Genomic DNA, 25,358 nt, shown 5'->3' on the forward strand with positions numbered 1-25,358 from the left:
CGTAGGTCAAGAGCCATGCGCCTTGGTCATGACGACGGGCGGCTGGGCCTCGGACTCTCCTCTTTCGTGCTCAGTCTTGCAGGAGGTTCTCGGTCACTCTGCGCACCTGCTCCACTGCCTCTCGGTCCCCGCACCGCAGCGCGGTGTTCGCGGCGAGAAGGACCGCATCGAGCTGGAAGGCCGCCAGTTCGGCGTCCGCCGCGTCGGCGTGACGGAGTTCGTCGGCCAGGAGCGTGCGCCAGCCGCGCCGGCCCGCAAAGAGCGCGTCATGGACGGGGCCGGGGCGGCTGTCGAAGGCAGCCTGGTTCGCCGCCCAGAAGCAGCCGCCCGGGAAGAGGGGGGCGGAGGCGTAGACGATCCACGCATCGACCAGCGCGCGCAGACGCGGAGCGCCGTGGGGCGCGGTGTGTGCGGGATGGACGACGGCCTCCTCGAAGATGCCACCTGCACACTCGACCGTGGCGACCTGAAGATTTTCTTTCGTCCCGAAGAGGGTCTGGACACCGCTCTTACTCATGCCGAAGCCGGTGGCAAGGACGCCGAAGCTGAGCCCGTCCAGGCCCTCGAGAGAGGCCACGTCGACGGCCTGTCGCAGGATCGCCCGCCGTGAACGCGCCCCGCGCAGCAGTCGCCGATCGGCGGTGCGCTCCGCGGCCCTCTGAAGTCCGGTGGCGTTGTCGCTCATGCCTGTATCTTGCCAGACCTCTTGCTGAAAACGTACGTACGGCCATACGTTTTGTTCATGACCCCAGAGAACGCCTTACGGGCGCTACAACTGGCGCACGCCCTCGCCGCCGCCAAGAACCGGCAGGACGTACCCGCCGCCATGCGCTGCTTCCACCCCGACATGACCCTGACTGCTCCGGCCTTCGGCACGCTGGCGCGCGGCCTCGACGCCAACGAGAAGGCACTGACCCACTTCTTCACGTCGTTCCCCGATTACGAGGTCACGCTGGAGGGCCACGCGATCGGCGACGACGTGCTGGCGTGCTGGGGAACAGTGCGGATGACCATGACCGGCGAACGGTTCGGGGTGCGACCGAACGGGCGGCGCGCCGAGCTGCCCGTCTTCATCCGCTTCGGGTTCCAGGAGGGCCTGATCGCGAGCGAGCGGTTCTGCTTCGATCTGGCGGAGCTGTGCGCGCAGTCGGCGGTCTCGACTGACGCCGTCAGGGCCACCTTGTTCACGGACGGAAGGTGAGTGGGCATGGCACTCGATCCGCGCGTGAAAGACGTCGCCGAACCCCGTACCGTCCACCTCTTCGACATGGTCGTCGACCTGGATCCGCGGCTCGACATCGGGCCTGGACCGCTGGGCCGACGGATGTTCTTCGGCTCGGCGGGTGGCACGTTCGAGGGCCCACGGATCCGGGGCGACGTGCTGGCCGTAGGGGGCGACTGGGGCCTGTTCCGGCCGGACGGCGTGCTCGCGCTCGACGTCCGGCTGCCTCTGCGCACCCACGACGGCGACCTCGTGCACATGACGTACGGCGGGCGATGGGTCACCCCGCCGGAGGCGCGGGCGGCGGTGGCGGACCCCGAGCGGCGCCACCTCGTCGACCCCGCGCGCTACTACTTCCGCACGAACCCGCTCTTCGAGACGGGCTCCGGGCGCTACGCGTGGCTCAACGACGTGGTCTGCGTGACTACGGGGTATCTGATCGAGGGCGGGATCGGGTACCGGGTCTCCCAGCTCCTGTAGGACGCACCAGCACGACGCAGGCGGCGAATGGCGGCCGGAGAGTCAGCCCACAAATCCTGGGCACGGGCCATGCGCCCACCACGGCACCTCGCCGAACCTGCGAAGGAACGGGCAGGAACCGTCCGGATCACTCGGCAACCTGCCCCAGCTCATCCGCGCGGTGCGCGGTGGCGGCAACTCTATTATCTGTGTGCTTTGTTGATCGGTTACGAGGTGGACCATGGTGGGAACGAGTCGTTCGGTACGGCGACGCTTGAGGGCCGCAGCGGTGGCCGGGGCGTTGTGCGCCGCTTTGACGGCGTGCGGGGGTAACGGTGCTGAGACATCCGGGGCAAGTGGCGGGCAGGGGGGCTCTTCTGACGGACCGGTGCACAAGCAGGCGGACTCGGCCACGGTGCTGAGCCAGAAGAAGCAGGCCGAAGATGCTCTCCCGGACCCCGGGGCCATGGGCGGTCTGCAGGGCATCGGCGCCTTCGTCACTACTGCGGACGGCCACCTCGACTGTCCCAGCGTGCAGGAGTGCAAGGGCAAGTGGTTCGGCCGCGCCAAGTACGCCCTCGGCGGCGACGACACGTACTACGTCAACTTTCACCTGACGACCTACACCACCCGGCAGGACGCCAGGGAAGGAATGAAGCGCGAAGCCGGACAGTACCCCGCGTTGTCGAAGCCCACCATCGGCAACGAGAGCATGGCCTACTCCAAGTCGGCAGGCGGCCTGCAGGGCGTGTACCTCACCATGCGGGTCGGCACCGTAGTCGCCACAACCGTCGTGGAGGGCGGTGAGGCCGAGCCAATGCTCACCCAGGGGGCGACCATGTTCGCCCAGCGCATCTCCCAGGTCGAGGCCGGACACAAGGCCACCGCGACCCTGCCCCAGTCCTGATCGGGACCCTTCGAACCCTCACGCCTCGAAGCGATCCGTCTGGACCACCTCGCCGAAACCCACCACCGCCCCACCCCCGCCGGGAAGCCGGCGCTCTTGTCGCAGCGCACCGCAGTGACTCAGCGCACCGAAGGTGCGCTGAGTCACTGACCTGCCCTTATGTGCGGTTCCTGGTGCACGTGTAGGTCAGAGCCTTGCGATCGTCATGCAGGCTGCTCGGTTTGTGGGGACGGGGGGTCAGGAAGGCTTGACCGCCGAGACCGGGGTGACGGTCACCTTGTCGTCGCACTCGGCCCACACCCCGTCGTTCAGGGCGACCTGGTGCTTCCCGGAGTGTGCCAGCCCGATGACCATCGTCGGATACGCCTTCGGGGTCTTGCCCGACTTGCAGTAGCCGTCGCCCTCGCCCTGGACCTGGACGAAGGTCAGCTTCACCCATGCCTTGCCGTGCGGCCGGACCGTCACGGTGGTCGCCCTGCCGGTGGGGGTGACCTTGAGCGGGGTGTTGTGGGAGGGGGAGCCGTTGCCGGCGCCCGCGACCGTCGGGTGGCCCTTCACGACGCACGTCCTCCCGGAGACGTTGGTGAACTGCACGACCGCCGCCCCGGTCCCGGTCCCGACGGGCGGGTGGGCGGCCTGCCAGGCGCTGACCTGAAGAGCGGAAGTGCGACAGGCGGGCGGCGGGGTGGAAGTGGTGGTGCTCGCCGCCATGGCGGTGCCGGGCAGGACGCCGGTCACCGCCGCCGCGACGGCCGTGACCGCCGTCGTCGCCAGAGCCGCCCTGCGAATGCCGTTGCTGTGACGCATGTTGTTGTCCCCCTGAGTCGTCTCGTCCGCGGGTTTCGGTCGTTGGCTGTTGCCCCGCGGTACGCGTGGTACGTGAGTGCAGATAGGGCGGGAGCGCGGCAGGGTTCCGTGCGGCGACTCTTGTGACAGAACGGTGACGACAGGCTGCACCCGTACAGATGGCCCTCAGGGGCAGACAGAAGCACCTCCAGCGCGCCACGTTCACCGTACGCCTCTGGTGCACGAACCGGGTGGAGCCGCAGATGCAGACGATCCGGACGGTCGTCCGGGACTGGAAGCGGATGACGCTGTACCGGGCCACCGACGGCCGCGGCCTTCAGTACGGCGACCCGTCCTGATCCCCGAGTATCAACCGTGACAGCGGGCCGCCCTCCTGGTCGAGGCGACATCACGGTCAGGAGGGCGGCCTACGGCGTACCCAACCCGTTGTGCCGCGAGTGAGCGGAGGGGCGAGGAGCTGGGCGAGGCTGATGCGGCCGGCGGTGGCGTTAGGCCGGGCTGCGATCTCGGCGAGGCGGCTGCTGTACCTCCGTAGCAGTGGTGCGAGTGCCCGTCCCGGCTCTGCTTCCCTCGAAGGGCGGGTGTGGGAGGAGCCGGACCGGGGTGAGGCAGGCGGTGCGGCGGTGTGGCCGGTACGGATGTTTCCGGTGGTCGGAGTGGCGATGTCGCCTGCGCCTCACACAGGTTCGGAACCGGCGTCGGCGGTCCCGACGGGGAGCGGTGTGGCGGCGGAGACGAAGTCCGGGTTCTCGGCCCCCATGGCATGGACGCCTACGCGGACTTGCTCCATGAGCAGCCGCAGCTGGTGGCACGCGAACTCGACGAGCTTCCTGCCGATGCGGACGAGCAGGCGCCAGAGTCTTGCCGAGCGTCTCGTGCCGTACGTCCGAGGTCTCCGGGTCAAGCATCCCGGGCTGCACGACCTCGCCTCGGACGCCCCGCGTGGCCGGCGGCACGCCGATCGCACCATCGGCAAAGCCATTGCCGATCTCTACAATCCGGCCCAGGTCGACGTGATGCGGCGTCTCCAAAAGCTCCTTTCTGATTCCTGATGCGAGGTTGACAGGACCGAATGTTCCTTAGCCACGTATTCGCCGTAGCCGTCGGTCGACCGGAGTAACTGAACTTGTGTCGTGCTTGCCGCTCCGGGCGAGGAAGTCGCCGGTTGGGGTGACTGGCCTAAAGAACGTCGAGGGGTGGGTTGTCACGCGGCGTCAAAGCAATTCCCTTGCTCATGCCGCCCCGACGGCCTAGGAAACAGGCGCCATCTGGATGCGCCCGAGGCCGGTCAGGAGGAACTCGGGGGCCAGCCTTCGCCCTCTCTCTGCCGGTCACGGGTCTCTGGGTCAAGCGGGTGTGATGGCGAAAGGCCCGTTGTTCGCGAAGACGAGCTTGGCGACGTTCTCGCCGATGCGACGATGTCCTTCGGGGCCGGGGCGGATCGCGTCCGGTAGGGGGAACTCGTCGTGGTCGCTCTCGCCGTAGAGGGCGAGTCCGTCGAGGTAGTGGAGGTTCGGGTCCTCGGCGGACCGCTGCTCGACGATGTCGGCCAGGACATCGCGGATGATCGTGAGCGTCAACCGCCCTGCGGCGGTCTCGACCGGATCGCCGGTGGCCTTGAACTTCAGGGTTCCGCCGGAGAGGTCCGGCATGAGAGGTCCGGGGGTGTTCTCGTAGGTCGGACACAGGACAGGGGAGACCAGGAGCAGAGGTATTGCGGGGTGGCCCTCTCGGATGGTGTCGAGGAAGCCGTGAATGGCGGGGGCGAAAGCGCGCAGGCGCATGGTGTCCCCGTTGACGACGTTGATGCTGAGCTTGAGGCTGATCAGGTCTGCGCGGGTGTCGCGCATCGCGCGGGCGGTGAAGCTGCGACGCGTCCACGCGATCCTCTTCGAGGACAACATTACTGACCGCGAAAGCAACGACGCCCGGGAGTAATCCGAGGTGCACCCCTCTCACTCATCCCCACCTGCCCGGCCAATGACACGACGGTCGAGGACGACCTCCTGGAGGCGATGTCTTGACGCTGAAATGACGCTCGTAGGGCCGGGGACGGTGGCGCCAGACGTGGCTCGCGGCTCAGGTGTCGGGGAATGAGCCGTGGATCCCCGTCGGCACGCGGCGCGGCAGTTCGACCGCGGCGACCGGTGGCCCGGTGATGTCTCGTGCGTTCAGGATGAGGAGTTCGGAGGCGTCCCGGGCGAGATCGCTGACGAGGGTCATGAGGTAGCCGTCGTCCTCGGCCGTCCCCTCGGCCGCCGGTACGAAGTACGGCTCGCCGTACATCCGCCCGGGCCCGGCGTCCGCGATCTGCCGCTGCCCGGTCAGCCCGTCGTACTTGACCAGCGCGTACCGTTCCAGACCCGCGCCGGGGAAGGCGACGGTGTACGTGTAGCGGTGCGCCGAGCCGGTCAACGCCTCGTTGATCGTGGCGAACTCTGTGACGAGGGAGTCGAGCCGCTCCTCACGGGCGGTCCCGGTGACCGGGTCCAGGACCCAGCGGTGTCGCATCGAGCCGATGTCGGGCACGGGCGGGTGACCGGGGGCGCCGGTCCACCACTTCCAGCTGCTTTCCCAGGACGACCGGTCGTAGCGGGGGCCCTCCACGACGATCCTTCCCGCCGCGTCCTCGTAGGCGTTGGTCACATGAAGCATCGCGCCGGCCTCCACCTGGTACCAGACGGGCTCGGCGGATCCACCGCGCGGCATCACGCCGATCCGCGGCCGGTACGTGTCGCTCCAGCGGTACGGGATCCCGGAGTGCTCCTCGGCGTCGAAGACGACCGGCAGGTCGAGCCAGACGGTGTGGTGTGCGGTGAGGCCGAAGTCGTGCATCAGAGTGGGGCCCGCACCGGGCACGACCCGGCTTCTGATCAACTCCCCCTGTGCGTCTGCGACGTAGTACGTCAGGTACGGCGCAAGGGGCGAGTAGCCGAAGAAGTGCAGTTCGCCGGACTCCGGGTCCTCCTTGGGGTGTGCCGTCATGGCGGTCGTGAGTCTGCCCCGGAAGTCGTACGCGCCGATCGTGTCGAGCTCGGGACTCACCTCGAAGGGCAGGTTGGCCTCTTGCAGGGCGAGGATGCGGCCCGCGTGCTCGATGACGTGGGTGCCCGCGATGCTGGCGGTGAGGTCCACGGTGCCGTCGTCGCGGACCAGCGGAGCACCCTCCAGGGCGGGGGTGCGGACCCAGCGGTTGCGGTACCACTCGGCGCGGCCCCCGCTGAGACGCACACCGTGCAACATGCCCGCACCGCGGAACCAGTGGGTGGGCTTCTGGCCGGGCCGGGGGTTGTGCCCGTTGCGGAAGTAGCGACCCGACAGCTCGGGCGGGACGGCACCTCGGACGGTCAGGCCCCATGCGGTGACCTCGTCGGGGGCGGGGGCGGAATGGCCTGTGAGGTAGGGCAGTTGGTGGTGCTCGGCGCCGGTATCGGTACTGGTCTTGGTGTCGGCTCCGGTACCGATGTCTGCGTCTGCACCTGCGGCCGTATTGGTGTCGGCCATCGCCTCGGTTCTCCTTGTGGCGTGGATGGATCCGCTGGGGGCGCGTGTTCGCCGATTGCCGCGCGTGAGGTCCGGTCGGCAGTCGGTGCCGGTCAGGGGGTGAGGATGACCTTGCCGCTGACCGTGCCGGACTCGGCGAGCCGCATGGCGTCGGCGACGCGGGCCAGGGGCAGTTCGGCGGCGACGCTCGCGGTGATCTCGCCGCGTTCGAGCGCGGCGAACACCTCGCCGAGGTCGGCGCGCAGCCTGGCCCGGAAGCGGTCCTTGCCGAAGGCGCGCCCCGCCCAGACGTTGAAGAAGTACGCGTGACGCCCGTTGGGCAGGCCGTTCCACAGCCACACCCGGCCGAGGATCTTGAGCACGGGCCACTGCTTGGACCCGGTGTCGTCGCGGGTTGCCGCGGTGCCGTACGAGACGAGCGTGCCGCCCGGAGCGAGCAGCCCCCACGAGTCGACGACGCTGCGCCCGCCCACATGGTCGAAGACCGCGTCCACACCGCCCGGGGCCAACTCCCCGACCCGGCGCGGCACATCCTCGGTCCGGTAGTCGATCGTCCGGACGCCGAGCCGCCGCAGGGCCTCGTGGTGGCGGGCGGACGCCGTGCCGATCACGCGCGCACCGGCGGCGAGGGCCAGCTGGACCAGCAGCGAGCCGACCCCGCCGTTCGCCCCGTGCACCAGCACCGTCTGGCCGGGACGGACCCGGGCCTTGCGGTGCAGCATCTGCCAGGCGGTGATGCCGTTCACCACCGCGGTCTCCGCCTCCGCGGCGCCCACTCCCCCGGGCACCTCGACGACGTCCACCGCGTCGAGCAGAACGTGGCTGGCCCAGCCGCCGGTCTTGGTCAGCGCGGCGACCCGCTTGCCGACGAGCGAGGGTGCGGCACCGGGGCCGGCCGTCAGCACCGTACCGACGAGGTCGTAGCCGGGGACGAACGGGAACGGCGGCTGGTCGTAATAGCGGCCTCGCCGCATCTGCTGCTCGGCGAAGGAGACGCCGGTCGCCTCCATCTTGACGACTACCTGTCCGGCCCCCGCGGCCGGCAGGGGACCGCGCCGCAACTCCAGGCCCTCCGGCTCGACCCGCCCCGGCAGCACAACCTCGACCAGCTCCGTAGCAACCATTTTACGACCCCTAACTCTGCGTAGCGCTTATCGCTGTTGTTAGAAGCTATAACTTCGGGAAGAGCCCGTCAAGGGCGTGAGTGATACCCTCTAACTCAAGCGTCGGGGCATCAGGGGTGCAGGCAGCAAAGCAAGGGAAGAGCAGGTGAGGCGGCATGTCCGAGACCGGCGGGACGGGCACGACAGGGAGGAAAGGCGCGGGGACGCGGACCGCGCCCGGTACCGGTTCGCCTCGCGAGCGGTACCGGGCACAGGTACGGGCCGAGATCAAAGAGCGGGCGTGGGAGCAGATCGCCGACGCGGGTGCCTCGGCGCTGTCACTGAACGCGATCGCCAAGCGGATGGGGATGAGCGGACCGGCGCTCTACCGTTACTTCGGCAGCCGTGACGAGCTGATCACCGAACTCATCCGGGACGCCTACCGCAACTTGGCCGACACCTTCCGCGCCGACGCCGACACCGTGCGTGCCGGAGCCGAGGACGGCGCCGAGGTCGGTTCCGGCGCCGACCTCGCGAGTCTCGCCCACGCCCTGCGCCGGTGGGCGCGAGCCGACCCCCACCGGTACTTCCTCGTCTACGGCACTCCCGTGCCCGGCTACCACGCCCCGGACGACGTCACCGGGATCGCCTCCGAGATCATGGCGGCACTGCTCGACGCCTGCGCGAAGCTCCCGGCCCGCACCTCGGCCGAGGCCGACGACCAGCCCTTCGACCGCCACATCGAGGCGCACGGGCAGTGGGCGGGCGAGCATCCGGCCACGCCCGCCCAGCTCCACCGCGCCCTCTCCTTCTGGACCCGACTGCACGGCGTGCTCTCGCTCGAACTGGCGGGCCACTTCACCGGGATGGGCTTCGACGCGGACGCCTTCTTCGAAGCGGAGCTGGAGGGACTGCTCGCGCCGGCTTGACCTGGAGGGCCATTCGTTTGGATCACTGGGCGGACCAGAGGAAGATGCCCGCGATGTGGAGTCCGGCCAGGTAGCCGGTGGCGGTCTTCTCGTAGCGGGTGGCGATGCCACGCCACTGCTTGAGGCGGTTGATGCACCGCTCGACGGTGTTGTGCTGCTTATGGGTCTCACGGTCGAAAGTCGGTAGCCCGCCGTCCCGGTTACCCCGACGTAGCCCGTGGGCGCTGGTCAGCTGCCAGGACCAGGTCCGGCCTGGTGCGAGGCCGTCCTCTCTGCTGGAGGGCCGATCTGTTCGTAGTCGCGTGTCGCGAGCGTGTCCGGTTCACGCGAGGACGGCCTTGCCGAGGCACTCGTACGGTTCGCTATCCGGCGGGAGCCCGGCTTCGATCAGGCCGTCGGGGTCGTACAGGACCGTGCGGGTGGCCGGCGGGACCGCTGGGGGTCCTCGCCGCCGTCGACTCCTCCGTCCGGTTCCTCGTCGTGCTGACCGAGGAACCGGGCGAAGCCCCGGTCGGCCTGGCCCAGGAGGCCGGCGTACCGTGCCACGCGGTCGCCGACCAAGGGGCGGGCCCGGACATGAGCGCGAGGCTGGGGGCGTATCCGGAAGTGTCAGGCGGTGACCTTGCCGAAGATGTGGTTGGCGGGAGCGTCGGGGTCATTGCCGTAGAAGAACTCTTCGAGTGCCTGGTGGAACTCGTCACGGTCCAGACCACCGGAACCATCGAGGTCCAGAGCGGCGAAGACGGTGGCGCAGTCCTCGCCGGGGACGGCGGCGACCGAGTCGAACATCTGCTGGAACTCGGCCTGGTCGATCTTGTCGTCTTCATTGAGGTCGACGAGATCGAAGAAGCAATTGGTGATCGGCGCAATCTGCTTCGGGTAGAGGGCGCGGTCGGTCAGGACACTCTTGAAGCCTTCGGTCATCTCCCGCACATCGACCTTCCCGTCACCGTCCTGGTCCATCGGGGCGATCACGTTCGACCAGAACTGGTCCATTCCCTCGGTGAGCCGGCGGACGGTCCCGGCATCAGGGGTGGTCTCGCGGGCGCTGATGTAGCGCTCGCTCATCTGGCGGACGTCGTGCTGGGTGATGAATCCGTCACCGTCGACATCGGCGCCCCTGAACCACTGGCCGTACTTGAGATCTTGCAGTGCAGTCATGACTGCGCACCGTATTCACACGGTTACGGACACGCAAACGTACGAGTGGAGCCTCGGCGCCGGTCGGACCTGCCGACCCGGCGTACGACGAGCGTGAACTCGGCAGACTCGCCGGTCGTCGAGCCGGCTTCGGTTCAGTGTTCGAGGTGTGGTGGTGTGAAGGCCAGTACCTCCTCGACCGGCCCGTCGTAGGCCTCGACGTCGACAAGGGCACTGTGCGCACTGGGGCCCTGGGACAGTCGTGAGCACCCGCGGTCCCCGGTGAGGGTGTTCGGGTTGCCGTGGCGGTCCAAGGTTCCGCTCCGGCCCGGCTGGGCCGGGTCCCACCATGCTCCGGTGGACAGCTGGATCACGCCGGGCATGACGGCGTCCGACAGGTTCGCGCCCGCCAGACAGCTGCCTCGGTCGTTGTAGACGCGCACGATCATGCCGTTCTCGATACCGCGTGCTGCCGCATCTCGCGGGTTGATCGTTACGGGCTCGCGGCCGTGGATCTTCGACTTGAGGCTGTGGCCGCCGTTGTCGTACTGGCTGTGCAGGCGTGAGGCGGGCTGATTCGAAATCAGGTGCAGCGGGAAGCGGTCCGCCAGGTCGGCGTGAAGCCACTCCACGGGTTCGAACCACGTCGGATGTCCGGTGCAGTCGTCGTAGCCGAACGAGTCGATCTTCTCGGAGAAGATCTCGATCCGGCCCGACGGTGTTGTCAGAGGGAAGCGCTGCGGATCGGAGCGCAGTGCTTCGAAGCTGCCAGGAAAAGGCCCGCTGAGTGCGGGCAGTTCGACACCGGAGGTGCGTTGCCAGAACTCGTCGAACTCAGGCAGGGCCGCGTCGTCGCCGAGGTTCGCCCGTGTCCGGGCGTAGAGGTGCCGGACCCATTCGATCTCGGAACGCGCCTGGGTGAACTCGCGCTCGTAGCCGAGCCGGGCAGCCAACGCGGCGAAGATCTGGTGGTCGGTGCGTGCCTCGCCGGCCGGCTCGCGGACCTTCGGCATCGCGACGAGGTGCGGGTCGGAGAAGCCCGCGGCGAAGTCGTCACGCTCCAGACTGGTCGCGACGGGAAGCACGATGTCGGCGAACTTCGCCGTGGCATTCCACCAGGCTTCATGGACCACCACCGTGTCCGGGCGCTGCCAGGCTCGGGTGAGGCGGTGGAGGTCCTGGTGGTGGTGGAAGGGGTTTCCCCCGCACCAGTAGATCAGGCGCAGGTCCGGCAGGGTCAGGCGCTGACCGTCGTAGTCGATGGTCGCGCCCGGTTCCAGCAGGGTGTCCGCGATCCGGGCGACCGGAATGAAGTCCGCGACAGGGTTCGCCACCCGCGGCATCGACGCCACGGACGGGCGGCCCGGGGCGACACCGGTCGCGTCCATCGTTGCGTAGCCCGCGCCCCAGCCGCAGCCGGGCCGGCCCAGCGAACCCGCCATGGCCGCCAGCACGAGCGACATCCAGATCGGCTGCTCACCGTGGTCCGCCCGCTGTATGGCGTAGTTGACCATGATGAGGGAGCGCTGTGTGGACAGGCGGCGGGCGAGATCGGCGATCGTGTCGCGGCTGATGCCCGTGATCCTCGCCGCCCAGTCGGCGTCCTTGACGATGCCGTCCACGTCGCCGGTCAGGTAGGGGGCGAAGCGGTCGAACCCCTCGCAGCAGCGGGTGAGGAAGTCCTCGTCGTACCACTCGTTGACCAGCATCGTGTGCGCGATGCCGAGCATCAGGGCGGTGTCGGTGTTGGGGACGACCGGCAGCCACTGGGCATCGAGGAAGTCCGCGGTGTCACTGCGGATCGGGCTGACGTTGACGAACCGCACCCCGGCTGCACGGCACTTCCGCTGCAGGTCCCGCGTCCGGTGTCGGGCCAGCCCGCCAGGGTTGATCTGGCTGTTCTTCAGAGCCAGCCCCCCGAACGCCACCACGAGCTCACAGCTCTCGGCGATCTCGTCCCACATCGGCATCCGGGACTGGTAGCTCCACGGAGCCCCGCCGATCACATGCGGAAGGATGACCTCGAGAGCGGCGGTGCTGTACGTGTTGCGCGAGTCGGTGTAGCCCCCGCCCAACGCCAGGAACCGGTGGAGCTGACCCTGCGCGTTGTGGAACCCACCCGCGCTGGCCCAGCCGTACGAGCCTCCGAAGACCGCGCTGTCCCCGTGCTGGGCGCGCACCCGGCGCAACTCCTCGCTCACCAGCGTGAGCGCGTCGTCCCAGCTGACCTCTACGAAGCTGTCCGCACCTCTGGCCGTTTCAGCGGCGCGCGGCAAGCCGTCGAGCCACCCTTTGCGCACCGCGGGACGCAGCACCCGCGCACTGTCCTCCGCAGCCGTCACCATGCCCGGGCCGATCGGCGACGGCGCGGGGTCATCACGCCGGGGCTCGATGCGTACCAGCTGACCCGAATCGACCACGGCTACGAAACTCCCCCAGTGCGTCGCCACCGGTATGCGTCGTTCCACCGCGCATCAACTCCATCCCTGAAGTCTCCCCGGATCTCGGGCAACGGCCGCTGCACCACAGGGGATCCGAGCCAGTCAGCGGTCCGCAGGACACAGGCTCCCCCTGGGGGATGCTGCCCAACCCTGACGGTGCGTACGACTGGGAAGGCACGTCTTGCGCCGCGCGGGCAGTTGCTCTGCCAGTTGAGGCAAAAGTGCTGGAACTTCTTTTGTGGTGGAGAACACGTCGAGAGATTCCCCTGCGGTTGTCCGTATTTCGATCTGCGCTAGTGAATTTATTTTGCGGATGACCGTAAATCGACGCTTGCAAGGGAGGGGCCCGGGAAATCGGTCAACAGGCACCGCGACGAGGATTCCCCATCGTTGTCCGGAAACAAGATCTGCCGAGAACTGTCCACTGCAGGATTGACTCCGTGCAGGTTTCCTCGTGGCGTCTGCGGCTCGACGGTGGTGCTCTCGAGAAAGGTCTCGACATGTTGCCTCACGACATCGTTCGGTCGACAGGAAGTGACATCCACGCCTACGCGGAATCCAGTGCTCTCTTATGTCTGGCGCAGAAAGGGGAAGTGACGCGGGAACAGGTTCGACGCCTCGTGACAGGCGAGTACCACTGCACCGGTACGGAGATCGCGACCTACGGTGCATTGATCAATCGGTTCCGCCACGAGGTGCCCGCCGGGTTGTTCGCTCACACCGTGCACCGACTCGCGCAGGCCCGGAAGCAGCTCCTGAACGGTGCCGTGCGATCCGTGGATCTGCGACCGGAAGAACTCGCCGGCCTGCCGCTCGACCCACGCTTGGAACGCATCACCGAGTTCTTGTCCTGGCTGGGACTGCAGGCGGGGCCGGCGGAGGCTGCCGCCGTCCTCCATGCCGACTACACGCGCTGGTGGGCTGTGTGCCGACGACTGTCCAGCGCGGTCCGCGAGCAGAACGCCATTCCCGAGGCTGTCGTGGAGTACCTCGATCTCTTCGGTGAAGAGCCCCGGGAAATGATCGACGGTGCGCTGGAGACCATCGGATACGGCTTGGCTCTCGGCGAGGACGAGGAGCGGATCGTGCGAACGGCTCGGAAGGTGGAGCCCTTCATGACCAGTTACTTCCAGCTGATAACGGGCGACTGACCTCGTTAGGGGACGGCTCTGCCCGAAGACTCGTCGGCTTCCCCGTGCCACCCCACAGCCAGGGAAGCCCGGCAATCCTCGCACCCACGAAGGATCGACCTCATGGAACAAGGTCCCGAGACCTCTCCTTCCCTGCCCCGCCCGTACCGCGGCGCCGAGGCGGACGTCCTGGCGCTCCTCGAAAGCCGACTTCGCTCACGAAGTCTGGGGGGCGGCCGGACGCCGGCACTGTGGACACGCGCCGTCGACGCCGTGGAAGGCATGATCTTCCAGTACCCGGACGAGGTGCCCCAGATTGCCATGACCAGCTACGACTACCTGGGTTTGCTGGGCCACCCCGCAATCAACGAAGGCGCCAAGGCCGCTATCGACATGTACGGGACGGGAGGGCACGGCACCGCCGCGGCCGCAGCCTCCCCGACCTCGCACCTCCGTCTGGAAGAGCGCCTTGCGGGCTTCACGGGCCATCAAGGGGTCGTCTTGCTGCCGTCCGGATTCCAGACCAATGCGACGGTGATACCAGCCCTCGTCGGCGAAGGAGACTGGATCCTCTCGGACGCCCTCAACCACGCCAGCATCATCACGGGGTGTTCCATCGCCTCGGCCCACGGAGCGCACGTACGGACCTTCCGCCACAATGACCCCGCACATGTCCGCAGTCTCCTCGCCGAAGCGCCGGACGACGCGGTCAAACTGGTCGTCTGCGACGCCGTCTTCAGCGCGGACGGTGATCTGCTGGACCTGCCGGCGTTCGATCAGGCGTGCCGCGAGCACCAAGCCGTCCTGTATCTGGACGAGGCCCATAGTCTCGGTGTACTCGGTGCGACCGGAAAAGGACTGCACGAGCACTTCGGGATACCCAGGTCACCCATTGGTCTCACCATGGCGACACTGAGCAAGACCGTGCCTTCCGCCGGAGGCTTCCTGGCCGGTCCCGCCTCCCTCACCCGACTGCTGCGCCTTTCCGCTTCCGGTCATGTCTTCAGTGCGGCCCTCCCGGCGATGGCATGTGGAGCCGCCATCGCCGCACTCGATGTCATCGAGGCAGAGGGGGCCAAGCGGCGCGAGCAACTGCGCTCCAATATGCGCCACTTCGTGGAGGGGGCACGGCGGAAAGGTCTGATCACCCCCGATCAGGGTCCGTACCACACAGGTATCGTGCCGTTGTTCGTCGGCGATGACCGGCGTGCCATGCGCATCGCCGAGTACTGCCGTCAACGGGGCGTCATGGTCGTCCCCTTCATCTGGCCCGCGGTCGCCCGCAAAGCGGCACGTCTGCGTGTGAACATCACTGCCCGGCATTCCACCGCACAACTCGACCAAGCGCTCTCCACGTTCGCAGCGGCATTCCATTCTGTGTGACAGTTCCGTCGGTGCCACCATGTGCGCTCACATCGACATGTTCTCGGCCACCGCCGCTCCGAAAACATCGACGTCTCTTTCGGTGGTGTCGAATGAACACATCAGACGCACTTCCCCCCGGCTTTCGTCATTGGTGTAGATCGTGTACCGGTCCAGGAGGCGGGTAAGGACCGTCCGGGGCAGCGCGGCGAATACCGAGTTGGCCTCGACAGGCCGGGTGACCGTCACTCCGTTCAGGCCGGAGAGCAGGGAGCCGAGCCTCGCGGCCATGGCATTCGCGTGGGCCGCGTTGTGTTTCCAGAGGTCTCCTTCGAGGAGTGCTTCGAACTGCACGGACAGGAAACGCATCTTGGACGCGAGATGGGTGGAGCGCTTGCGCAGGTACGGCAGCCCTGAGACCCGGGACGGGTCGAGTAGCACTACGCATTCGCCGAACAGGAGGCCGTTCTTGGTGCCGCCGAACGACAGGATGTCGATACCCGCCTCAGTCGTGCAGGCCGACAGAGGCACGCCCAGGGACACGGCCGCGTTGGCAAGTCGCGCACCGTCCATGTGGACGGCCAGGCCGTGTGCGTGCGCGCATGCGGAAAGAGCGCGGATCTCCTCGGGGGTGTAACAGGTGCCGAGTTCCGTGGCCTGTGCCAGGGAGAGAGCTTGTGGCCGAGCGCTGTGAACGTCACTCGCCGCCTCCACCGCACGGCCGACCAGCCCGGGGCTGATTTTCCCGTCCCAAGAGGAAAGTTCGAGCAGTTTCAGCCCCGCGACGTGCTCGGGGGCTCCCCCCTCGTCCTCGGTCAGATGGGACTGTTCTGCACAGAGCACCGCTCCCCAGCGGTCGGTGACGGCCTGCAGCGCTATGAGGTTGGCTCCCGTCCCGTTGAAGACGGGAAATGCCTGGGCGGCCGGTCCGAAGTGCCGGCGGAAGGTGTCGTCCAGCCGCGTGGTGTAGTCGTCCTCGCCGTAAGCCTGTTGATGCCCCCCATTGGCGAGGACCAGTGCGGACAGGATTTCCGCGTGGGCGCCAGAGCAGTTGTCGCTGGTGAACTCTCGCCAGCCGGGGTCGTGGCGGCGAGTGGCGTCCGTGGAGGGCAGCGGCGAGGTCGGGCACGCCCTGGAGAGGGACGGCATCCGTCCCTCTCGTACGCCCTCTCTTCAACCACCGTCGACGTAGGTCCAGTACGGGTCGATGAGAGACCCCAGCTGCCGGGCGGTGTGGAGAATGCGATCCGGTTCTTCGCCCTGGGCCAGTCCGTACTCGAGTACTTCCAGGGTTCCCGCGGCGATCTCGGGGGGCGGCTTGTCTCCCCAGGAATCCAGGTAGGCGAGCACGGGCTCGGGCACGTCCGTCAGCTGCCGGGAGGCGGCGGAAATGCGGGAGAAGAGGGTGCACCAGGTCGAGAGGTCCGTGTGCAGATAGAGGGCGGCTTCGGCCGGTCCCGCCTGGGTGCCCATCCAGGTGAGGTCGCGTACCACCCGGAACAGCCCCTGGTCGACCGGGACCAGCGGAATGTCGGCGGCGCGGATGCCGACCGTCGGAGCCGCCTCGCGTAACAGGCCGCGGGCGGTCGCGATGGTGTGCAGGACGAAGGAGAACAGGGTCGCCGGTGTCTCGTGGCGGTGTCGGGACGCCAGCAGGGCATAGGTGGAGAGTTCGGCCTCCTGGCACTGGTATTCGGCGAGCAGCATCCTTTTGAAGTGGTCCCTTCGGATCTGCCCGTCCTGTGCCAGCGTGACCAGTTGATTTCCGCTGACGAACCGCTCGACGTCGGGCTTCATCGCTTCGATCATCTGCTCGGGATTCATACGGTTCTCCTTGCTGGGTCCTGAGGGTGCGGGGGGCGGCTTCCGACGAGATGCGCTTCCCGAGACCGTGTCCCGTGCCGTGGTGACCAGACGACCTCGCTGAAGCACATGCCGGACGCGGCCGGTGGCGGTGATGTCGGTGAAGGGGTCGCCTTCGACGGCGACAAGGTCCGCTGTCGAGCCGGGGGTGACGGTGCCGAGGTCAGGGCGGTCGAGGAGCTCCGCCGCGACGCACGTCGCCGCTCTCAGGGCGCGCAGGTGGGTGTAGCCGTGGGCCAACAAGGTGGGGAACTCCCGCCAGTTCTCGGTGTGCGGAAACATCCCCGCGTCGGTGCCGAAGGCGGTTTTCACGTTCGTGCGCGCCGGCCGCAGCAGGCCTTCGCGCAGCGTGTCGGCGTACTTGCGATAGTTCTGCCGGATGACCGCCATGGAGGCGTCCCAGAAGTCGTCGTCATCGAGCCGTTCCAGGAAGTAGGTCTGGGCGTAATGGGTGGGCACCAGGAAGGTGCCCGCGTCCTCCATGACCCCGTACGTGGCCGCGGTGGCGAAGCAGCCGTGTTCCACGCTGCGCACTCCCGCGGTGACGGCGCGCAGCACCGCGCGGTCGGTGAAGACGTGTGCCGCGCAGGGCAGTCCCAGGTCGTCGGCCGTCGAGACGATGGTGTGCACCTCCACACGCGAGTAGGAGGTGCTGGTGGGGCTGTCGACCGGTGAGGAGAAGCCGCCGCCGCCCGCGAACTTTATCCAGTCCGCTCCGGCACGGGACTGTTCGCGTACCGCGCGGCGCAGTTCGTCGACGCCTTCGGCCAGGGTGCCGATCTGGGTTCCGTAGCGCTGGGCCAGATCGGGTTCCTTGTCGCCGTGGCCGCCGCGGGGGGACAGGATGTTGGGCGCCGCGATGATGTGTGGCCCTTCGATCAATCCGTCCTCGACGGCTGCGCGCAGTGAGACGTTGAGGGGGAGGTGAGCGCTGCCCAGGTCCCGGACGGTGGTGAACCCGTTGTGCAGCAGGGCACGCAGGGCCGGTACCGCGGTGAGGGTCTGGTATGCGGAGGGAGCTGTTTCCGCACTCTCGTCCAGGACGTGGACGTGGCAGTCGATGAAACCGGGCAGGAGCGTGCAGCCGGGCATCTCCAGGACGTCCGTCTCCGGGTCGGGGCGGAGATCGTGGCCCATCTCTTCGATCCGGCCGTCGCGCAGGAGGACGGACACGTTGTCGACCGGTGTGTCCGCGACAGCGTCCCAGACACGGTCGGGTCGCAGAAGGAGATCTCGGTCGGGGGGTGTGTGCACGGGTACCTCCGGAGACGGCGAGGGCGAGAGGCAAGGGCGTCCGGGCGGTCGGTGCCGGCGCTCGCGGCCGGGGCGCGTGGCGTCAGGGTGTGGTGAGCGGTGTGTAGCGGGGGTCGTTCCAGACATCTCCTGGTCCGGGATTTCCTGGTTCGGGGCGGGCGCCGAGTTGGCGCAGGACTCCCCAGGCGGCGTTGAGGCCGGAGGCGAGGGCATGGTTGAGCCAGCCGGGAGACCAGGAGGTGTCGTCACCGGCCAGGTACAGCGCGTTCGGAGGTTCACCCGGCACGGCCGGCGTGCCGGTGAAGTCCTTCATGAAGTGAGCGAACAGATCCCGTTGGTAGGGGTAGTCGCCCGGACACGACCAACGGCTCAGGCCGCGGAAGTTCCTCTCGTTCTCCCATGAGATGGTCACGGCTTCACCCGTGCGGGTATGTGTACGCAGGTCGTCCGCCACCTCGGGGTGGATGTCCGCGAGGTCGCGGACGAAGAGGGCGATCCGTTCCTCCGGGGTGGAAGGGGCGATCTTCATGGCGTCCTGGGCCCAGGTGAAGCTGAGGTCCAGCACGCCGCGGCGTCCGCGAGAGCCTCGCGGGGGCCCATAGTCCATGGTGTAGACGGCACGTGGCAGGCGGTCGGTGAGGGTGACCCCATCCATGGACGTCTTCGTCCAGAACGGGTGGTCGACGACGAGTGCGGTCTTGGAGGACTGCCAGTAGTGGAGTCGGCGGACGGCCCGCCACAGCCGGGGTCCGAGCACGGGGACGCGGGCAGAGGTGGAACGCACTTCCACACCGGTTTCCAGAAGACGCAGTTGCGGGGTGAACACGGCGGCCGCGAAGCGTTCATCGCGCCCGTCCTCGCTGTGCACCACGACGCCGTGTCCGGGGTCGGGTTCGACCTCCAGCAGACGCACGGCGGGTCGCAGCGCTCCCCCGTTCATCGCCTCCACACTGCATGTCCGCCCTCGCGGGTCGGTGGTGCGGTGGGCCCAGAAACCCTCGGCGAGCCGGCTTATGCCGTCAGGCGCGTACAGGAGACTGCTGCCCTCGGTGCAGAGCAGCAGCCGCAGTATCTCCATCGTGCTGAGTTGGAAGAAGGAGTCCCAGACGGCCGGCCCCACTCCGGCGGTGCCGAGAACGCGCGCCTCATCGTGGCTGAGGCCCACAGCGTCGGGATCACGCAGGAAGCGGTAGAAGGTCCACAGGTCGAACCTGGTCAGGACGTCGCGCCAGCGGCGGCGTACCGCGTCGAGGTCGCGCGCCGCCAGTTCCCGCTGGATCTGGTGGAAGCCGATCCGGGTGAGTGCCTGCTGCCAGCGCGTGTGTGCCTCTCGGAACACTTCGTGGCGGCCGTACAGGTCCTCGATCTCTCGTGCGGCGTATTGTCCGCCGTCGACGTCGAGCACCGTCAACGGTGTCGTGGGAGCCGCGTAGTTGTCCCGGAACGCTTCCAGTCGAACCCCGAACGTTTGGGCGTAATGGCGCAGCAGCCGCGCCGTTTCCGGGAAGCGCAGGCAGCCCAGTTCCACGACCGCGCTGTCCTCCTCGCGAAGACGCCGGCTGTACATGCGACCGCCGAGGCGCCGCCCGCCCGGCCCGTCCGCGCTCTCTTCGGCCTCGTACACGACCGGGCGGCACCCCGCACGTGCCAGCTCGTACGCGGCGACCAGTCCGCTGCCGCCGGCGCCGATGACGGCGACAGGCGTTCCCTGGGCATCCTCGGGCAGGCGGCCCATGCGCCGGCCGCCGGCGACGTGGGCGGCGTAGTCGAAGGGGAAGTCCACCTGAAGGTCGGTGGCGGGCGGCGGGGTACTTGGGCTCATCACTGACTCCAGGGCAGGTCCGCAGGTAGGTTCCAGGTGTGTACCGGATCGGCGCGTTCGGCCAGTCGCGCGTACCGCACGGTCAGGTCGTGCAAGGGGGGCAGTCCTGGCTCACCCCTGCACCCCGCGTCCGGAACCGCTTCGGCGGGCTGCTCGGCCCGTGCCGTAGGCGATTCCGAGGTGGCGGTCCCGCCTCCGGGCAGCTCCTCCCACCGTCCTCCCGACGTGGCGGGCGTCCGGTCCGTCGGCAGTGCCGCGCCCTCTCCGCGCGGTGCCTCTCGTCGCCGGTTCAGCACCTCGAGAGCCCGCTGCTGCCACCACGCTCCTGTGCGGCCCGTGGCAACCCGCTCGTGCAGGAGGTTCAGCATCGTGTCCGCCTCGTCGGCGTCCACCTCCGCCATGATCAGCCCTTCCCTGGCCTGGGGCAGGAGCTTTCGCACCAGAGCGCCGGCCTCATGTTCCTGTGGAGCTGATCCCGGCGAAGGCCACCACAGAGACGCGCGCAGGCCGTCACGCGCAGCCCGATAGAAATTGGCCTTGGCGCAGGCGAAGGGCAGGCAGTGCGCCACGTCGCGCCCTCCCGCGGCCAAGAACAGGGTCAGGCCGACCAGGAAGGCCGTGTTGGCCGCCATATCCAGTGGAGTGGGTCCCGAGGGCAGCGCCCTGAATTCGATGCGCAGGTGTCCAAGCGGGTCGTAGACCGGGCGGTTCCATGACCACACCGTGCTCAGGTGCAGGCGGAGCTCTTCGAGTGACGGATACGGTGTTCCTCCCCGGTCGCCGCCGTCCTGATCCCGGTTGCGTGCCGGAAGCAGGACGTCGTGAGCGTGGACGGCTTCCTCGAATCCGGCGAGGGGACCGCCCCGCAGCCATGCCCGGCCGAAATCCACTCGGGGGCGCGGAGTCCCGGGACGAGCGTTGCCGCGATCGCCGAAGCCCTGCTCGTACAAGAGAATCCGTGCCTCCTGCACTCCCCTGCGCCCCAGGGGAAAGGGGGAGTTGCCCGCCGCGGCAAGGACGAGGGCCGTGGCGAGCTGAGCGGCGTTGAAGGTGTGCAGGAAACGGTCCCGGGTCACCGTCAGGTGGACCTGCCAGGAGCAGGCGGCCCCTTGGACCGCTACGGAGTCCGCCCGGAGCACTCCCTCCCTTCCCTCCGCCACGCGGAGGGTGAACGGGGTGGGGCGACGCCGGGCCCAGGCCCGCTCCAGGGCGTGGAAGCGCGGCGCCGGAGTCAGCGCGTCCGTCGTCACATCCGCCGAGGTCAGCGTGGGCAGCGTCCCGATCGGGACTGCCCTTGCTCCGTGGTGCGGCAGAGACTGGGCGGTGATCTGACGCAACATGTGAGCCGCCTGCTCGGCCACAGCGGTGAACGGACGTCCAGCGAGTGGAACGGGTTCCAGGTTCGCCTCGAGGTTGAAGCGCGCCACCTCCAGGGCCATGCGATCGTCCTGAAGAAGCTCGCGCACGGCCACGTTGACCGGGGCCGGACCACCCCTCTCCCCGATGAGGGATGCCTCCAGCTCCGCACCCAAAGTGGCGGGGACCGCTCCGAACTCCGGGTGGGCCACCACCTTCCTCAGCGTGGAAAGACAGTCTTCCAAGCGGGCGCGGAAGTGCGCGTGGTCCCGTTCTGTGAAAGTCACCCGTCCGACGTCGCTGCCCACGCCCGCTCCTGTGAGTTCCCCGCGTCCCGAGGTCCGGCACGACTGCCTTGCCCGTGTCCGTCAGCTGGTCGTGGCGACCGCCCGCCACCAGGCTCTGAGCATCGGCTCCATCCGTACCGCGCTGCGCGTGATCCACTGGTCAGGCTCGTGCTGCGCCCGGCCGTACTCGATGACCTGCAGCACGCCGTCCGCCACCTCCGGTGGGTTCTCCCGGTAGGCGCCGATGTACTCCACCGCGGCCTCAGGTACCTGCTCCGTCTCGCTGAGCACGTCGGCGAGGACCGCGCAGGTGTTGCACCACAGGGTGAAGTCGGTACGTGCCAGGAGAGCCGCCTCCGCCGCCCCTGCGTGAAGGGCCACCCAGGAGACGAACTCGGTGAACCGTCGCACCGGTTCCAGCCGGGGAGCCCGGCGCATCTCATCGGGTGACATGCCCAGAGACGGCGCGAGACCGGCCACCATCCGGTGACGTGCCTGCATCAGCTCATGACCGACGAAGGAGAAGAATCCGCCGGGCACTTCGTGCGGATATCGGGCCAGCAACAGGCCGTAGGCCGCGAGCTCGGCTTCCTGCGACTGGAACTCAGCGAGAGCGAACCTCCGTAAATGCTCCTCCTCGATCATTCCTTCCCGGGCCAGGGACAGGAACTCGTTGGCGCCGAGATGTTCAGGGACATTGATTCCCACGGTGTCAATGAACTCGGTCGCAGGCGGCATGGAAGTATCCTTCAGTCGGGGAACGGCACATCGCGTTTCGGTGCAAAACTCTGCGGATTCCAAGGACACAGAGCCGTCGTGCGGTGATCATAATCGCCGCAATCCTCAAGGAAATTGACTCGCGCTCGGAATACCTACCCGCGAGGTGCGACTCAAGCACACGAGCTGGGTTCCTTGCGGGCACGCCTTCTTGTCCCTGGGGCGTGTTCCGCGGCACGCCCTGACGCCGCAGCACTCCGCCGACCTGCACAGACCCACGGATGCATCTCTCCGGTACCGCTGCCTGGAGCGTATTCGCCACCGGACTGAATGTGACCAGATCAGGTGCCGAACAGGTTCACACCACGTACTTCCGCCCCATTTGACGCGCGCTTCCCCCTCCGACCTCTGGCCGGGATCCAGTTTGAGTCGATTCCGCAAACAGTGATTCCCAGTGCACTGCGGAGACCGTTTTCCCAACGAGGACAAACAACGATCGGCCATATTGGCCGGATCGGCAGGCCTCTTCAGCCTTGCCGATCCGAGGCGAGGAGGCTTCGATGCTTGCCGGCATGCGGTAGGCCGCACCCGGCTCAAGGGAAATCCGACGGGACTTCAGGCGGGCAATCTCGCATTCGACCCATGCCCTTACTGCCAGGCCGGACAGCCAATGATCGGTGGGCGCTTCAGCGCCTTCGAGCCATTCGGCCAGCAGCCTGCCTTCAGGCAGGGCGAGCCCGCCGCGGACTTCTTCGCTCTCGACCCCGCGGATTCGCCGATGTCGTCTGGCGCGACCCGGCGCGCGGAGTTGACGACTCTTCGGGCGACGGCAGGACGGGCCTGTCCAGCGGCGTCCCATCTGTCTGGTCTGGCTAGCGGCGTCTCAGAAACAGAGCCGACCCGGGGTCGACGAAGCACCCGGTCAGCTGCTCGCCGACGGCTGCGAGGGTCTGGAGTTCCGCGGGAGCAAGCACTACCTCGTCGTCAGCGGACAAGGGGAATCCCGCTCAAGGTGGGAAGTCAACCTTGCGGCAGTGGCGGTCAGGACCACCGGTCTCCGTGTTCCGTCGGTGACAGAAGTACTCGAAAAGTCAGCAGTCATGCAGGACTCGCGCTGTCAGTCCGTGGTCAACCCGGTACGCAGCTTGGTGATGATCCGGGTGAGGAGGCGGGAGACGTGCATCTGCGAGCAGCCGAGGATCTCGCCGATCTGTGCCTGCGTCCTCTCCTCGACGAAGCGCATGTGGATGACCTGGCGGTCGCGTTCGTCGAGTTCGGCGATGAGCGGTGCCAGGGTGTGGAAGTTGTCGACCAGCTCGAAGCGCTCTTCTTCCACTCCGACGAAGTCGGCCAGGGCGGTGTCGGACTCGTCGTCCTTGCCGATGGCCGCGTCCAGCGAGACGGACGTGTAGCCGTTGGAGGCCCGCTGTGCCTCGGCGACCTCGGCGGGGGTGAGCTGCATCAGCTCGGCGAGTTCCGCCGTGGAGGGCGTACGGCCCAGGCGTGTGCGCAGTTCCTCGGTCGCCTTGGACAGTTCGATGCGCGCTTCCTGCAGGCGGCGCGGCACGTGGACGGCCCAGCTCGTGTCGCGGAAGAAGCGCTTGATCTCACCGGTGATGTACGGCACGGCGAAGGAGGTGAACTCCACCTCGCGGGTCAGCTCGAACCGGTCGATCGCCTTGATCAGGCCGATCGTGCCGACCTGGACGATGTCCTCCATCTCCTGCGCACCGCGGTGCTTGAAACGCGAGGCCGCGTACTGCACCAGGGACAGGTTCATCTCGATCAGGCAGTTGCGCACGTACTGGTACTCGTGCGTGCCCTCCTCCAGCTCACCCAGCCGGTCGAAGAAACGCCGGGAAATCGCCCGCGCGTCCTTCGGCGCCACCGACGACGGGTTCACGTACGCGCGGTGTGCCGCCTTCTCCGCTCGATGCGCCTGCGTCTGCTCTCCGGCCGCCACAGTGACCATGTGTCCCGTCCCCTTTGTGCTGGCTACTACCGTGCTTCCGGGGCATCATCTGCCCGGCGTCCCACGCTTCACACAAAAAATGTACGCAGATTCTTCACTTCTGCATCGGTCTCGACTTTCGTCGGGCGCAGACCACGGCGGGCGCACGTTGGCTGTCCGTGCCATGCCTTCTTGGTGGGGCCGTCCCTGGCCCCGTTCGCTCCACCAACCCGAGGACCAGCTCTCGGGGAAGGGGCGGGTGACGCCGTCGGTCAGGACGCCAAGGTCCGGCCGGGAGCGCATCCGGACTGCGTGCCGTCCGGGGGGGAAGGTGTGGCTGCGGGCGTCCGTGCTCGCCCCTACCCCCATGACGAGGGAGCTGGAAGGCAAGAAGGGGTGGGTGTTTTCGGGGCGAGGTCGCTGACCCTGTACAGGAGGGGCCGGTATGACGGTCCGGGGCTCGTCATCGCCAGGGGAGGAAGGCGTGCACGGTCTTGCCCACTTTTTCCGGCAGGGTGATGGTCTGCTCGGCGATGGCGTTGATCAGGTGCCATCCGATGCCGCCGCGACCGGTGAGATCGGACGGACGAGGTTCCGGCTTTGCGGGGTTCGTGTCAGTCAGAGCGACCTCGATGGTGTCAGCCACTGCGCACAGGCGGAGGCTGAAGGGGCCGGGCGCATACGTGAAGGCATTGGAGGCCAGTTCGGTGACCACCAGGAGTACATCGTCGTAGGCCTCTGGTGAGGCCGGTGGCTTCACCAGCACCAGAGCGTGAAGAAAGACGGCTGCCCGCTGGCGTGCCTGGGTCACACTGCTCAGTTCTCCCGCGAATTTCCAGGTCCGTTCGATGGCCAGGGCGTTCAGTTCGGCTTCGTCTTGCAGGTGTTTGCGTTCGGCGTCCATGGCACTCCATCTCGCTCTCGGGGCTCCGAAGGGCTGTCTCTGCGGGTTTCCGATCTCCGAGCGGGCATGTCTGTCTTCTGGATATTCCTGGCCCGCCACATCCCACCGAGGTCGTCGCTGGGCCAGGTGGCTCGGGGGGTTCGATAGGGTTCCGGGGTGCTGACTGTCTGGTCGGCGCCTCCCGGGGGGGATGACGAGAC

General features: G+C 67.9%; 21 protein-coding genes and 2 pseudogenes. 7 read left to right on the forward strand and 16 right to left on the reverse strand.

What is annotated here, in order from left to right; all coding sequences use genetic code 11:
- Positions 1-70: 70 nt before the first annotated feature.
- Positions 71-685 carry a TetR/AcrR family transcriptional regulator gene (locus tag ACZ5GP_RS00070; RefSeq protein ID WP_468748556.1) on the reverse strand — a complete coding sequence of 205 codons (615 nt, stop codon included), beginning with the start codon at positions 683-685 and terminating at the stop codon, positions 71-73.
- A gap of 57 nt (positions 686-742) precedes the next feature.
- Here ACZ5GP_RS00070 and ACZ5GP_RS00075 point away from each other — a divergent pair, with 57 nt between their 5' ends.
- From ACZ5GP_RS00075 to ACZ5GP_RS00085, 3 genes are all read left to right on the forward strand, one after another.
- Complete coding sequence (locus tag ACZ5GP_RS00075; protein WP_468748557.1) at positions 743-1,201, forward strand: ester cyclase; 459 nt, start codon at positions 743-745, stop codon at positions 1,199-1,201.
- Positions 1,202-1,207: 6 nt separating this feature from the next.
- Entirely contained in the window at positions 1,208-1,702 is a 495-nt protein-coding gene (locus ACZ5GP_RS00080; RefSeq protein ID WP_468748558.1) for a DUF3237 domain-containing protein, read from the forward strand.
- A 367-nt stretch (positions 1,703-2,069) separates the two neighbouring features.
- Complete coding sequence (locus ACZ5GP_RS00085; protein ID WP_468748559.1) at positions 2,070-2,588, forward strand: hypothetical protein; 519 nt, start codon at positions 2,070-2,072, stop codon at positions 2,586-2,588.
- A gap of 237 nt (positions 2,589-2,825) precedes the next feature.
- Here the strand turns inward: ACZ5GP_RS00085 and ACZ5GP_RS00090 are convergent, their stop codons facing one another.
- On the reverse strand, positions 2,826-3,395 hold the full coding sequence (locus ACZ5GP_RS00090; RefSeq protein WP_468748560.1) for a DUF4232 domain-containing protein: 570 nt from the start codon (positions 3,393-3,395) through the stop codon (positions 2,826-2,828).
- 788 nt (positions 3,396-4,183) lie between these two features.
- Here ACZ5GP_RS00090 and ACZ5GP_RS00095 point away from each other — a divergent pair.
- Entirely contained in the window at positions 4,184-4,447 is a 264-nt protein-coding gene (locus ACZ5GP_RS00095; RefSeq protein WP_468748561.1) for a hypothetical protein, read from the forward strand.
- 294 nt (positions 4,448-4,741) lie between these two features.
- Here ACZ5GP_RS00095 and ACZ5GP_RS00100 read toward each other — a convergent pair.
- From ACZ5GP_RS00100 to ACZ5GP_RS00110, 3 genes and pseudogenes are all read right to left on the reverse strand, one after another.
- Positions 4,742-5,260: pseudogene (locus tag ACZ5GP_RS00100) on the reverse strand (SGNH/GDSL hydrolase family protein); the annotation flags it as partial.
- Positions 5,261-5,474: 214 nt separating this feature from the next.
- On the reverse strand, positions 5,475-6,899 hold the full coding sequence (locus ACZ5GP_RS00105) for a carotenoid oxygenase family protein (protein WP_468748562.1): 1,425 nt from the start codon (positions 6,897-6,899) through the stop codon (positions 5,475-5,477).
- A gap of 92 nt (positions 6,900-6,991) precedes the next feature.
- Positions 6,992-8,023, reverse strand: coding sequence for a medium chain dehydrogenase/reductase family protein (locus ACZ5GP_RS00110; protein WP_468748563.1), 1,032 nt, complete (start codon positions 8,021-8,023; stop codon positions 6,992-6,994).
- Between the two features lie 155 nt (positions 8,024-8,178).
- On the opposite strand from ACZ5GP_RS00110, the gene ACZ5GP_RS00115 reads away from it, so the two are divergent.
- Positions 8,179-8,931 (forward strand): TetR/AcrR family transcriptional regulator, encoded by a 753-nt coding sequence (locus tag ACZ5GP_RS00115; RefSeq protein WP_468748564.1) that lies wholly within the window; start codon positions 8,179-8,181, stop codon positions 8,929-8,931.
- Between the two features lie 22 nt (positions 8,932-8,953).
- On the opposite strand, the pseudogene ACZ5GP_RS00120 reads toward ACZ5GP_RS00115, so the two are convergent.
- The 4 genes and pseudogenes from ACZ5GP_RS00120 to ACZ5GP_RS00135 form a co-directional block, all read right to left on the reverse strand.
- Positions 8,954-9,200, reverse strand: a pseudogene (locus ACZ5GP_RS00120) (IS5/IS1182 family transposase); the annotation flags it as partial.
- 118 nt (positions 9,201-9,318) lie between these two features.
- On the reverse strand, positions 9,319-9,477 hold the full coding sequence (locus tag ACZ5GP_RS00125; protein ID WP_468748565.1) for a hypothetical protein: 159 nt from the start codon (positions 9,475-9,477) through the stop codon (positions 9,319-9,321).
- A gap of 63 nt (positions 9,478-9,540) precedes the next feature.
- A complete protein-coding gene (locus ACZ5GP_RS00130) occupies positions 9,541-10,092 on the reverse strand; it encodes an EF-hand domain-containing protein (RefSeq protein WP_468748566.1) in 552 nt (183 codons plus the stop codon).
- Positions 10,093-10,226: 134 nt separating this feature from the next.
- Positions 10,227-12,539, reverse strand: coding sequence for a molybdopterin-dependent oxidoreductase (locus ACZ5GP_RS00135; RefSeq protein ID WP_468748567.1), 2,313 nt, complete (start codon positions 12,537-12,539; stop codon positions 10,227-10,229).
- A gap of 413 nt (positions 12,540-12,952) precedes the next feature.
- Here ACZ5GP_RS00135 and ACZ5GP_RS00140 point away from each other — a divergent pair, with 413 nt between their 5' ends.
- Complete coding sequence (locus ACZ5GP_RS00140; RefSeq protein WP_468748568.1) at positions 12,953-13,663, forward strand: hypothetical protein; 711 nt, start codon at positions 12,953-12,955, stop codon at positions 13,661-13,663.
- A gap of 102 nt (positions 13,664-13,765) precedes the next feature.
- The gene (locus ACZ5GP_RS00145) at positions 13,766-15,025 is read left to right on the forward strand and encodes an aminotransferase class I/II-fold pyridoxal phosphate-dependent enzyme (protein WP_468748569.1); all 1,260 of its coding nucleotides are present in this window, start codon (positions 13,766-13,768) and stop codon (positions 15,023-15,025) included.
- 27 nt (positions 15,026-15,052) lie between these two features.
- Here the strand turns inward: ACZ5GP_RS00145 and ACZ5GP_RS00150 are convergent, their stop codons facing one another.
- The 7 genes from ACZ5GP_RS00150 to ACZ5GP_RS00180 form a co-directional block, all read right to left on the reverse strand.
- Positions 15,053-16,153: a threonine aldolase family protein gene (locus ACZ5GP_RS00150; RefSeq protein ID WP_468748570.1), complete on the reverse strand. Its 1,101-nt coding sequence runs from the start codon at positions 16,151-16,153 to the stop codon at positions 15,053-15,055.
- Positions 16,154-16,177: 24 nt separating this feature from the next.
- Positions 16,178-18,121, reverse strand: coding sequence for a metal-dependent hydrolase family protein (locus tag ACZ5GP_RS00155; protein ID WP_468748571.1), 1,944 nt, complete (start codon positions 18,119-18,121; stop codon positions 16,178-16,180).
- Between the two features lie 82 nt (positions 18,122-18,203).
- Positions 18,204-19,943 (reverse strand): flavin monoamine oxidase family protein, encoded by a 1,740-nt coding sequence (locus ACZ5GP_RS00160; RefSeq protein WP_468748572.1) that lies wholly within the window; start codon positions 19,941-19,943, stop codon positions 18,204-18,206.
- Positions 19,943-21,514 (reverse strand): glutamate--cysteine ligase, encoded by a 1,572-nt coding sequence (locus tag ACZ5GP_RS00165; protein WP_468748573.1) that lies wholly within the window; start codon positions 21,512-21,514, stop codon positions 19,943-19,945. Before ACZ5GP_RS00165 ends, ACZ5GP_RS00160 begins: the two co-directional genes overlap by 1 nt.
- A gap of 153 nt (positions 21,515-21,667) precedes the next feature.
- Positions 21,668-22,324, reverse strand: coding sequence for a hypothetical protein (locus ACZ5GP_RS00170; RefSeq protein WP_468748574.1), 657 nt, complete (start codon positions 22,322-22,324; stop codon positions 21,668-21,670).
- Positions 22,325-23,420: 1,096 nt separating this feature from the next.
- Entirely contained in the window at positions 23,421-24,275 is an 855-nt protein-coding gene (locus ACZ5GP_RS00175) for an RNA polymerase sigma factor SigF (RefSeq protein WP_468748575.1), read from the reverse strand.
- A gap of 442 nt (positions 24,276-24,717) precedes the next feature.
- Positions 24,718-25,158, reverse strand: coding sequence for an ATP-binding protein (locus ACZ5GP_RS00180; RefSeq protein ID WP_468748576.1), 441 nt, complete (start codon positions 25,156-25,158; stop codon positions 24,718-24,720).
- Positions 25,159-25,358: the final 200 nt, after the last annotated feature.

Source organism: Streptomyces sp. NPDC031466 (genome assembly GCF_055581265.1).

Coding starts and splice junctions, on each gene's coding strand:
- ACZ5GP_RS00070 (WP_468748556.1), bottom strand. CDS start 685: ATGAGCGACAACGCCACCGGACTTCAGAGGGCCGCGGAGCGCACCGCC.
- ACZ5GP_RS00075 (WP_468748557.1), top strand. CDS start 743: ATGACCCCAGAGAACGCCTTACGGGCGCTACAACTGGCGCACGCCCTC.
- ACZ5GP_RS00080 (WP_468748558.1), top strand. CDS start 1,208: ATGGCACTCGATCCGCGCGTGAAAGACGTCGCCGAACCCCGTACCGTC.
- ACZ5GP_RS00090 (WP_468748560.1), bottom strand. CDS start 3,395: ATGCGTCACAGCAACGGCATTCGCAGGGCGGCTCTGGCGACGACGGCG.
- ACZ5GP_RS00095 (WP_468748561.1), top strand. CDS start 4,184: ATGAGCAGCCGCAGCTGGTGGCACGCGAACTCGACGAGCTTCCTGCCG.
- ACZ5GP_RS00105 (WP_468748562.1), bottom strand. CDS start 6,899: ATGGCCGACACCAATACGGCCGCAGGTGCAGACGCAGACATCGGTACC.
- ACZ5GP_RS00110 (WP_468748563.1), bottom strand. CDS start 8,023: ATGGTTGCTACGGAGCTGGTCGAGGTTGTGCTGCCGGGGCGGGTCGAG.
- ACZ5GP_RS00115 (WP_468748564.1), top strand. CDS start 8,179: ATGTCCGAGACCGGCGGGACGGGCACGACAGGGAGGAAAGGCGCGGGG.
- ACZ5GP_RS00130 (WP_468748566.1), bottom strand. CDS start 10,092: ATGACTGCACTGCAAGATCTCAAGTACGGCCAGTGGTTCAGGGGCGCC.
- ACZ5GP_RS00145 (WP_468748569.1), top strand. CDS start 13,766: ATGGAACAAGGTCCCGAGACCTCTCCTTCCCTGCCCCGCCCGTACCGC.
- ACZ5GP_RS00150 (WP_468748570.1), bottom strand. CDS start 16,153: ATGCCGTCCCTCTCCAGGGCGTGCCCGACCTCGCCGCTGCCCTCCACG.
- ACZ5GP_RS00160 (WP_468748572.1), bottom strand. CDS start 19,943: ATGAGCCCAAGTACCCCGCCGCCCGCCACCGACCTTCAGGTGGACTTC.
- ACZ5GP_RS00170 (WP_468748574.1), bottom strand. CDS start 22,324: ATGCCGCCTGCGACCGAGTTCATTGACACCGTGGGAATCAATGTCCCT.
- ACZ5GP_RS00175 (WP_468748575.1), bottom strand. CDS start 24,275: ATGGTCACTGTGGCGGCCGGAGAGCAGACGCAGGCGCATCGAGCGGAG.
- ACZ5GP_RS00180 (WP_468748576.1), bottom strand. CDS start 25,158: ATGGACGCCGAACGCAAACACCTGCAAGACGAAGCCGAACTGAACGCC.